General features: G+C 63.6%; 5 protein-coding genes and 1 pseudogene. 1 reads left to right on the forward strand and 5 read right to left on the reverse strand.

The window, feature by feature from the left end; translation table 11 throughout:
- The 5 genes and pseudogenes from GNZ13_RS39580 to GNZ13_RS39600 all read right to left on the reverse strand — a co-directional run.
- Positions 1–312, reverse strand: a pseudogene (locus GNZ13_RS39580) (hypothetical protein); the annotation flags it as partial.
- Positions 313–771: 459 nt separating this feature from the next.
- A complete protein-coding gene (locus GNZ13_RS39585; RefSeq protein WP_172175462.1) occupies positions 772–2,943 on the reverse strand; it encodes an ABC transporter ATP-binding protein in 2,172 nt (723 codons plus the stop codon).
- A complete protein-coding gene (locus GNZ13_RS39590; RefSeq protein WP_172175464.1) occupies positions 2,940–3,818 on the reverse strand; it encodes an ABC transporter permease in 879 nt (292 codons plus the stop codon). The genes GNZ13_RS39585 and GNZ13_RS39590 overlap by 4 nt, the downstream gene beginning before the upstream one ends.
- Positions 3,815–4,825 carry an ABC transporter permease gene (locus GNZ13_RS39595; RefSeq protein WP_172175466.1) on the reverse strand — a complete coding sequence of 337 codons (1,011 nt, stop codon included), beginning with the start codon at positions 4,823–4,825 and terminating at the stop codon, positions 3,815–3,817. The genes GNZ13_RS39590 and GNZ13_RS39595 overlap by 4 nt, the downstream gene beginning before the upstream one ends.
- A 108-nt stretch (positions 4,826–4,933) precedes the next feature.
- Entirely contained in the window at positions 4,934–6,598 is a 1,665-nt protein-coding gene (locus GNZ13_RS39600) for an ABC transporter substrate-binding protein (protein ID WP_172175468.1), read from the reverse strand.
- A gap of 492 nt (positions 6,599–7,090) precedes the next feature.
- Between GNZ13_RS39600 and GNZ13_RS39605 the strand changes: the two genes are divergently transcribed.
- Entirely contained in the window at positions 7,091–8,797 is a 1,707-nt protein-coding gene (locus tag GNZ13_RS39605) for an IS1634 family transposase (protein WP_172175470.1), read from the forward strand.
- Positions 8,798–8,874 lie beyond the last annotated feature (77 nt).

Genomic DNA, 8,874 nt, shown 5'->3' on the forward strand with positions numbered 1-8,874 from the left:
CACCAGTGTCGGGGGGTGCGTGAAGCATGGCGGCGGACTGAACACCAAGGCCGCATCGTCGGCAGCGGTCGCTTCGCCGGGTGCGGTGCCGGTGGCCGCTGCGCCCGTCGCTGAACCGTCGTCCTGTGCAAGTTGCGTCGCGCTGTGCGCGCCGCTCGCAGGCATTGGCGCATCGGCAAGCACCATCCACTTGGGGACCACATCCGTCGATGCCGAGTACGCGACCTGGGTTACCAGCAAGGCCACGCCTGCCACGATTGCCGCACTCCGTATAACCCCGAAGTAGTACTGATTGAATTTTCTGGTTTTCATCACGTCTCTCCCGAGGGAACGCCGACACCTCGCTGCCGCCATTTCTCACGCTGATTCGCTGACGACGGGCCTGTCTGAATGCGGGCCTCGTCGCCCCCCGAGTTTGGTTTGCGGATGCAAGTCAAGCACGATCACTGTCTACCCGGCTCCGTAGCCGGTGCGCTGAAGAGCGCTTGCAAATGCTTGCAAACGCTTGCATGCGCTTCAGCCGATACTGTCCGAGCGCGCTTCGTCACGTATCGCTTCTTGCTACGGCGATTCCTACAAGCGGCGCTTCCGACTCTCTCCCGATCTCTTTGGCTTCGAATGCATGGACAGTACTCAGCGATATCCATGCCATTTGCCGCAAAGCCTTGCGGCGACGGTAGTCGAATAGGGGGGCGCGATGCCCGCGAGGAAAAAACGCATGAAAACGTTTCGATGATGAAACGCACCGCAGAAAAGCCATGTTATTGCGCGTTATTCGTTGCGCGCGGCGTTTTCCGGTGCATTTTCAGAACCGTTGCCGGAGGCCGTGCCGGCATTGTCGCGCGAGGCGGTTTGCAGCGCGCGCAGTTCGTCGACGGGGATATGGCAGCGGATGCGATGCGCGGACGGCTGGGTAGGGTCGCCGCTGCCGGCTTCGAGGAAGGGCGGGTCTTGCTGCTCGCAGATCGCTCCCAGTTTGCGCGGGCAGCGCGTGTGGAACACGCACCCGGACGGCGGCGATGCGGCGCTCGGCAGATCGCCGGACAGGCGGATGCGGGCTGTGCCGTCGTGAGCGTCGAGCGTCGGCACCGAAGACAGAAGCGCCTCGGTGTAAGGATGGTGCGGTCCGCCGAAGACTGCGGCTGCCGGTCCGATCTCCAGCAACCGGCCGAGGTACAGCACCGCGATACGATCCGACAAATAGCGCACCACGTGCAGATCGTGCGAGATGAACACGTAGCTCACGCCACGCTCGCGTTGCAGGTCGGCGAGCAGGTTGAGAATCGCAGCCTGCACGGAGACGTCGAGCGCGGAAGTGGGTTCGTCGCAGACCACCACGCGCGGCTCACCGGCAAACGCGCGCGCGATCGCCACGCGCTGCTTGAGTCCACCGGACAATTGACGCGTGCGCGAGCCGAGATAGCGCTCGGGCAAGCGCACCGCCGCCGTCAAGGTGGCGAGCCGTTCGTCGATCGCGGCGCCACGCAGCGCGGTGAGGCGCGACAACGCACGGCCGATCAGCCGCTTCACCGAATGCGCGCGATTGAGCGCCGAGTCCGGATTCTGGAACACGATCTGCAGCGACTTGACCTGCTCGTCGTTGCGTCGCGTGACGCGTGCGGCGAGCGGTGTGCCGTCGAGTTCGAGCACGCTGCCCGCGTCCGGCGTGAGCAGGCCGAGCATCAGTTTCGCGAGCGTCGTCTTGCCGCTGCCGGATTCGCCGACAAGGCCGAGCGTTTCGCCACTGGCGAGATCGATCGAGACGTCGTCGACTGCGCGCAGCGGGGCACCGGAGACGTGGAATGTCTTCGAGAGTTTTTCCGCGCGAAGCACGAGAGCAGGGCGTTCGCCGTCACGTAACGCATCGTCATGCCGGGGCAACGCTTCCGCAGACGAACGCGGCAGTTCGATTGCGCGTTCGTGGTAATGGCAGCGCGACATCTGATCGCCGTGCGCGGCGCTCACGCGATACGGCGGCGGTGCTTCACGGCGGCAGCGGTCGTCGGCGAGACGGCAACGGTCCGCGTAAATGCAGCCTTGCGTGACCGAGCCTGGCAAGGGCAGATTGCCCGCGATGGTATCGAGCCGCTCGGTGTCCTTGCTGCGCCCCGCGCTCGGCAAACAGCGCAGCAATCCAACCGTATAGGGATGACGTGGCCGCGCGAACACGTCCTGGGTTGCGCCTTCCTCGACCAGCTTGCCTGCATACAGCACGCCGACGCGCTCGCACATCCGCCCGATCACCGCGAGGTTGTGGCTGATGAACAGCACGGCCGTGCCGAGTTCTTTGCGCAATTGCGCCACCAGGTCGAGCACTTCGGCTTCGACGGTGGCGTCGAGCCCGGTGGTCGGTTCGTCGAGAATCAGCAAGGCCGGGTTCGAGGCGAGCGCCATCGCGATCACCACGCGCTGCTGCATGCCGCCCGACAACTGATGCGGATAGCTGTCCATCACGCGCTCGGGTGAGGCGATGCGCACGCGCTGCAGTATCTCGACCGTGCGCCGCACTGCTTCGTCACGCGAGACACCGGCTGCTTCGAACGCTTCCGTGACTTGCCGCGCGATCGTCAATGACGGATTCAACGCCCGCCCAGGATCCTGATAGACCATCGAAATCGCGTTCGCGCGCATCATGCGCAACGCGTCGGCGTCGAGCTTCTGCACGTCCTGGCCGGCGATGATGATCTTGCCCGCCTTCACCTTGCCGTTGCGCGGCAGATAGCGCAGCGCCGCCATCGCCACCGTCGATTTACCGCAGCCCGATTCGCCGACGAGGCCATACGCTTCGCCACGCCGCACGCGAAACGATACGTCCTGCAGCACTTCACGATCGCGTCCGCGCATCCGGTACGTGACCGTCAGGCCTACGACAGTCAACGCATCCGTGCGATCGCTCTTCGAGACGTCGAAGGCAGGAAACGAGGCGGGCGGCGGGCCGTTCATCGGTCGAGCACCCCTTGCACGCTATCCGCGATCAGATTCACGCCGACCACGAGCGAGGCGATGGCGCCCGCCGCGAACACGACAGTCCACCACGCACCGCCCGCCATCAGCGTGTACGACTCGGACAGCGCGAGCCCCCAGTCGGCGGAAGGCGGTTGAATGCCGAAGCCGAGAAACGAGAGCGTCGCGACCGCGAAAATGGCATAGCCGAGCCGCACGGTCGCCTCGACGATGATCGGCGGCAACACATTCGGCAGAATCTCCGCGAACATAATGTACGGCGCGCGTTCGCCGCGCAGTTGCGCAGCGGCGACGTAGTCCAGATGCCGTTCGGCGAACACGGCGGCGCGTACCGTACGCGCGGTGATCGGCGTGAAGGTGATGCCGATCACGAGGATCACCGTGAAGTTCGATGCGCCGACCGCGGCCAGCGCGAGCAACGCGACGATCACGAGCGGCAGCGCGAGCACGGCGTCGATCGCGCGGCCCACTACGTTGTCGACCCAGCCCTCGAAGTAGCCGACGATCAGCCCGAGGGCCGTGCCCGCGATCGTGCCGAGCAAGGTCGCCAAAGGCGCGATGGTCAGAATGTCGCGTGCGCCGACGATCACCCGCGAGAACACGTCGCGGCCGAGCTGATCGGTGCCGAACCAATGCGTGCTGTCGGGCGGCATCAGCGAGTTGAGCGGATCGGATGCATACGGGTCGATCCGGACGATCCATTGCCCGGCGATCGCGCAGACGATCCACCATCCAACGATCAACACGCCGACCACAAACGTCGGCGAGCGCAGCAGGACGCGCAATTGATCGAAGCGCGGTTCGGTAGCCGGACGCGGCGTAGGCGGCGCGGCTGGCGGAACGATGGTGCTCATTCGGCGCTCCTCACGCGCAGTCGCGGATTGAGCAGGACATGCAGCGCATCGGCGACGAGATTGGCGACGGTGTAGACCACGCCGATCGTCAGCACGCCCGCTTCGAGCATCGGAAAATCCTTCGCCTTGGCGGCGTTGTAGATCAACGAGCCGATACCTTGATAGTGGAACAGCGTCTCGACTACCACGAGACCGCCGATCATGTAGCCGAGCTGCGTCGCGGCGACGGTGATGGTCGGCAGCAGCGCATTGCGCAACACGTGCCGCCAGATCACGGTACGGCGCGGCAAGCCTTTGAGGATCGCGGTGCGGGTGTAATCCGCATCGAGCGCTTCGACGGTGCCCGCGCGCGCCATCCGCGCGATGTAGCCGAAAAACACCAGCACTAGCGGCAGCACCGGCAAAATCAGATATCGCAATTGTTCCAGCGCGCTCGCTTCGGGCGGATACGACGCTTCGATCGGCAGCCAACGAAGCCACACGCCGAACACCAGAATCAGCACGATCGACGAGACGAATTCCGGCACCACAGTCGCCGACAAACCGGCGATGCTGATGGTCCGATCGAGCCAGCGCCCCGCGTGCATGGCCGACCACACACCGCCCGCAATGCCGAGCGGCACGACGACGATAAACGCGAGCAGGCCGAGCTTGGCCGAATGCGCCAGGGCGTCGGCGATAAAAGGCCCGACCGGTTCACGGTACGCATAGGAGAGCCCCATGTCGCCGCGCACAAAATGTGAGATCCACTCGACGTATTGCGTCATGAGCGGCCGGTCCGCGCCGAGCTGATGATTGAGCGCGGCGACCGCGCGCGCATCGGCGAGCGGCCCGAGCACCGCACGGCCGATATCGCCAGGCAGCAACTGGCCGCCCGCGAACACGATTACCGAGAGCAGCCACAGCGTAATCAACGACAAGCCGACCCGCGTCGCCAGAAAACGCACGACGCGGCCAGCGTTGCCGCTCGAGACCGGGGAAGCGGAAGGGGTCACCGTGGTCGACATCGTGATCTCCTGCCGAAGAAGTGCCGTGCGCTCATGCGTTCAACGTTTTTGCGTCAAACCGCTTTTGCGTGCAACCGCATTTGTGTTCAACCGCATTTGCGTTCAACCTCAAGCGCTCAACACCGCGCGATCGAAATAGAGTTGCGCGAGCGCGGTGAAGCGCACGCCGTTCACGCCCTTGCGCATGGCGATCAATTGATCGTAGAAGAACGGGATGATCACGGGTGTTTCGTCGAGCAGCAGCGTCTGAATCTGTCCGGAGATTTTCCTCTGCGTGCCCAGGTCGACCGCCGCGACGAACTGCGCGACCAGTTGATCGTATTGCGGGTTCCTGAAGTGCGCGGCGTTCCACGTGCCGGTGCTGGTGAGCGGCGCGTTCAGGAACACATTCGGCACGCCACGATGACCGTAATCGGTGATGCCGAGCGGCGAGTCGAGCCAATCCGATTTGCCGGGCGTGCCCGCGCCGTAGTACAGCGACTGGCTTTCCACTTTCAGATTGATGCGCACACCGATCGCCTTCGCCGCGTTCTGCACGACCACGGCGAGATCGGGAATCTCCATATACTTTTCGGTGGTCAGCGTGACGTCGAATCCGTTCGGCACGCCCGCTTGCGCAAGCAGTTGCTTCGCTTTCGCGATATCGATCCTGCGTTGAGCGACGCCTGCATCGGAAGACGGAAATACCGGTGCGAACGGGCTGTCGTTGCCGAGTTGCGCGCGGCCCTTGAACAGACCCCGCACCAGCACGTCGCGATCGAGGGACAACGCCAGCGCCTGGCGCACGCGCTTGTCCTTGAACAACGGATTGTCGTTGCGCATATGAATCTGGCGATGCGCGCTCGACTTCACGCCGACTGCCTTGTATTCCGGATTGTTCAGAATGCCGGCGCCACCTTGCACGGTGAAGGTGCCCATCACGTCGGCCTGGTGACCTTGCAAAGCGAGCATTTGCGCCTGTTCGTCGGCGTAGAACGAGAACTGTACGCGTTGCGGTAACGCTTTGTCGCCCCAGTAATCGGGATTACGCACGAACGATGCACCGACCTTCGCCTGATACTTTTCGAGCTTGAACGGACCGGTGCCGATGAAGCTCTTTTCATAACCACCCGCATAGTTTGCGGGCAGGATAACGGCGTTGTAATTGTCCGAAGAAACGTAGTACGGGAAGTTGCCGTTCGGCGCATCGAGATGGAAGGCGACCGTGTGCTCGTCGACCACCTTTGCACCGCCTTTCGACAGCACGCCCTTGAGCACCGAGAGTGCCGCCGAACCGCTCGCCGGATCGGCGAGCCGGTCGAAGGTCGCGACGACGTCTTTGGCGGTGAATGCCTGGCCGTCGTGGAACTTGACGTTCGGGCGAAGCGTGAAGGTCCACACGTCGCCCTTGTCGTTCGGCTTCCACGACAAGGCAAGCGCCGGCTTGAGCACGAGCTTTTCGCCGTCGTCGTCGATCAGGAATTCGCCGGTCTGGTTGAGCAGCGCGAGACTGGCGGCATCGGTCACGGTGAGCGGATCGACCGCGCCGGCCGGCGTCAGATGGGCTACGCGGATCGTCTGGTTAGACGGGCTCGGTGCGCCTTGCGCGCGGGCTCGCGGCGCATTCAGCACGCCGCCGCCAACCAGCGACAAACCGATCACGCTCGCATAGCGCAGCAGATCGCGGCGCGTGATGCGGCCGGCGATGAATTCGTCGATGGCGTGGTTGCCGTAGGCGTCGGCGGTGTGGCGTGCTGCGTCGAGTTCGAGAAATCGGTCCGCGGGAGTCTTCATCGATGGAGTGTCCAGTCCGTTCTGCTGTCGGTTCTGAAGGGCCGCGCCAGATGCACGCGACAGGGCGACTTTTTTTGCAATGATGAAAAGCGAAAAGCGCTGCAGTGAGTTGCGGTGCTGAAAAGCCGTTTCAGTGTAAGCGATTGCCCGCCGGTTCGGCGCGCCTGCTACGCGGTCTGGTTCTCGTTTGGCGGATAAAAGGGCCAGCGTGTGTCGTCATCACAACGCTCGGCGGGCTGCCTCGCATGGCACGCGCGAAAGCGCAGGATGCCGCAGCGCGGGAATCGTCGCTAAAGCCGTGGAAACCTTACCGATCCGCCTTGCCGGGCAAGTTGGATTTACTAGGCTCAAGTTGCCCGCCAAAAACCTGATCCCTTGACCTGAAAAGCCCAGTCCATCAAGGCACGAAGGGGGTTTTTGCGCGCGAAAACGTAGGCATGTAATTACCACTTTTGTCCTTGATTTTTGGTGTATTTGTTATATAACGTGGGCATGCACATCCACGTTATTCCCAACCGCGACTCGCCTCCCACCGTGTTGCTACGTGAGTCGTACCGCGATGGCAAGACAGTCAGGAAACGCACGCTCGCCAACCTCTCTGCGCTGCCGGCCGAGCAGATCGAGCTGATCCGCCAGGTGTTGCGCGGGGAGAAACTGGTCGCTCCGGCGTCACTGTTTGAGATCGATGCGTCGCGTCATCATGGTCATGTGCAGGCGGTCTGGCTGGCCATGCAGCGCCTGGGGATGCCGGAGTTGCTGGCGGCGCGCGAGTGTCCCGAGCGCCAGCGCGTGCTGGCGATGATCGCCGCACGGGTGCTCCGCCCTGACAGCAAGCTCGCCACCACCCGCTGGTGGGACACCACCACCTTGCCGGACCTGTTTGATGTCGCAGGGTGTGATGAGCAGGCGCTCTACGTCGCGATGGACTGGCTGCTGGAGCGCCAGGATGCCATCCAGGGCAAGCTCGCGCGGCGCCATCTGGAGCCAGGCAGCATCGTGCTGTATGACCTGAGCTCGAGCTATTTCGAGGGCAGCACCTGTGAGCTGGCCGCCCTGGGCTACAACCGCGATGGCAAGCGCGGCAAGTTGCAGGTGAACTATGGACTGCTTACCGATGCGCGCGGCGTACCGGTCGCCGTCTCGGTGTTTGAGGGCAACACCGCCGATGCGCAGACGTTCATGCCGCAGGTCGCGCTGTTGCGCGAGCGCTTCGGCATCGACGAGATGGTCCTGGTGGGCGATCGCGGCATGATCGCCCAGACCCATATCGATGCGCTCAAAGCCGAGCCCGGGCTGCAGTGGATCACCGCACTGAAGTCCGGCACCCTGCGCACCCTGGCCAGCGAGGGCGCCCTGCAGCTGGGGCTCTTTGATGAGCGCGACCTGTTCGAATTTACCCACGCCGATTATCCCGGCGAGCGCCTGATTGCCTGCCGCAACCCGCAGCTCGCGAAGAAGCGCAGCCACAAGCGCCAGGCGCTGCTTGAGGCTACCGTCGAGCAGCTCGAGCCGATTCGCCAGCGTGTTGCCGCTCAGCGCCTGAAGGGTAAGGAACGCATCGGCCTGCGCGTGGGCAAGGTCCTCAATCGCTACAAGGTCGGCAAGCACTTTGATCTGGTGATCGGTGACGCGTCCTTTGAGTACACGATCAACGACGCACGCGTCGCACAGGAAGCCGCCCTGGACGGCATCTACGTGATCCGTACAGCCGTGCGGCCCGCACGCATGAACAGCGACGACGTCGTGCGTAATTACAAAAACTTAAGCCAGGTCGAGCAGGCCTTTCGTTCGATGAAGACCGTCGACCTCGAGGTGCGGCCGATCTACCATCGCCTTGGCGATCGCGTCCGCGCGCACCTGTTGCTGTGCATGCTCGCCTTCTACGTGAAGTGGCACATGATGCGAGCCTGGCGCCCGCTGCTCTTCGCCGACGAGGACCAGGCGGCCAAGGCGCAACGCGATCCGGTCGCCCCGGCCAGGCGCTCGCCCAGCGCGTTGCGCAAAGTCTCGAGCAAGACACTGGACGATGGCACCCCCGCGCACAGCTTCGGCTCGCTGCTACACCACCTCAGTGCCATCGTGCGCAATGTCTGTCGTCGTCCCGGGGCGCTCGCGCACGAGCCCACCTTCACCCTCGATACGACTCCCGATGCCAAACAGCAGCAAGCCCTTGAGCTGCTGAAAACCCTAGCCGTGTAGGCAGCAGCACAACATCGAATTAATCCCAACCGATTGATTCAAAAGGAAACTCTGCATCGAGGCCGCAGCAACCTCAG

This window comes from Paraburkholderia elongata, from assembly GCF_013177735.1.
Lineage (GTDB): Bacteria > Pseudomonadota > Gammaproteobacteria > Burkholderiales > Burkholderiaceae > Paraburkholderia > Paraburkholderia elongata.